At 37.6% G+C, this 1,186-nt stretch carries 2 pseudogenes; both read left to right on the top strand.

The window, feature by feature from the left end:
- Positions 1 to 131: 131 nt before the first annotated feature.
- Positions 132 to 755: pseudogene (locus D0T84_RS22250) on the top strand (tyrosine-type recombinase/integrase); the annotation flags it as partial.
- Positions 756 to 1,001: 246 nt separating this feature from the next.
- Positions 1,002 to 1,186: pseudogene (locus D0T84_RS22245) on the top strand (Arm DNA-binding domain-containing protein); the annotation flags it as partial.

The following is a 1,186-nucleotide window of genomic DNA, read 5'->3' as shown; positions in this document are numbered from 1 at the left end:
AAACAAGTCGCCCTGACTTTGATCCGGTGATTTTCCTATCATTTTTTGCAAGCTTTTAGGACTTCAAGATACGAAATTCTGCAATATTAAGCAAATAATTGAAGGTATAATTTATTAGTAAATAGCTTATTATGTGCTTTTTAAGGAGCGACTATTTATTAACAGCTAAACAATTAAAACATCCGACAGAAAAGATAAGTAGGAATTCTGCTGCAGGATATTTCTCTACGTTTCGGGCAATGCTCAAGATTCTACACAGAAAGAAAATGATCCGTGAAAATATAAATGACTACCTGGATAAAATAGAATATGAGGATGTGAGGAAAGAATATCTAACCCAAGATGAGCTTCTGAAGTTGGCTTCAACCCCTTGTGAAATTCCAGTATTGAAAACGGCCTCTTTATTCTCTTGCTTAACTGGGCTTCGCATTAGTGATGTTCTCGCTTTGGATTGGAAGAATATTCATCCTGCTTCTGAAGGTGGCTATTGTATTCGGATACGAACCGAAAAGACAGAAACCGAAACTACTCTTCCTATCAGTGATGAAGCTTTGGAATTATGTGAGACGAGAGAAACTGGCAAGGTATTTAAAGGTTTACAACGGTCAATAATTCAGTATCCCTTGAAGAAATGGATAAAACAAGCCGGGATAGAAAAGAAGATCTCCTATCACACCGCTAGACACATAACTTTTTCTTTCCATCTAAAAACTAACAACTTACAAAAATACATCCACCCACAGGTAACGATTTAGAAATGAGCGAACCACTTTCTTTCACCACTTCTTGCACAAACCATAAAGAACGACTTTCGATAACAAAGCTAGTGAAATAAATCACATAATAACTCCAACTATACATCGATTATATCAATAAGTAGAATCTTCCTTCCATTTTCTTAAAAAACCTCAAAAAATCTATTGAATCCTACCTTTCCTTTTCGTAAATTGTTACGATAAACAAACCCAACTTGTGAAAACAACTTAAAAAGGAAATCAATTATGTGTACAATCACCTATTACCTGCGTCGGCTCAAAGACAACGGCGGGCAGGTACAAGGCAGCCTGTGTGTGCGGTTAATCTACCGGCGGAAGGTGCGTAACCTGTCCCTGGGCTTGCGCTTATATGAAGCAGAGTGGGATGCCTCCACTCAAAATATTATCCATCCTGTATTGTATGACTCCCG

The sequence above is a fragment of the Dysgonomonas sp. 521 genome (assembly GCF_010501055.1).
Classification (GTDB): domain Bacteria; phylum Bacteroidota; class Bacteroidia; order Bacteroidales; family Dysgonomonadaceae; genus Dysgonomonas.
This window is presented reverse-complemented; position numbering and strand designations above follow the sequence as displayed.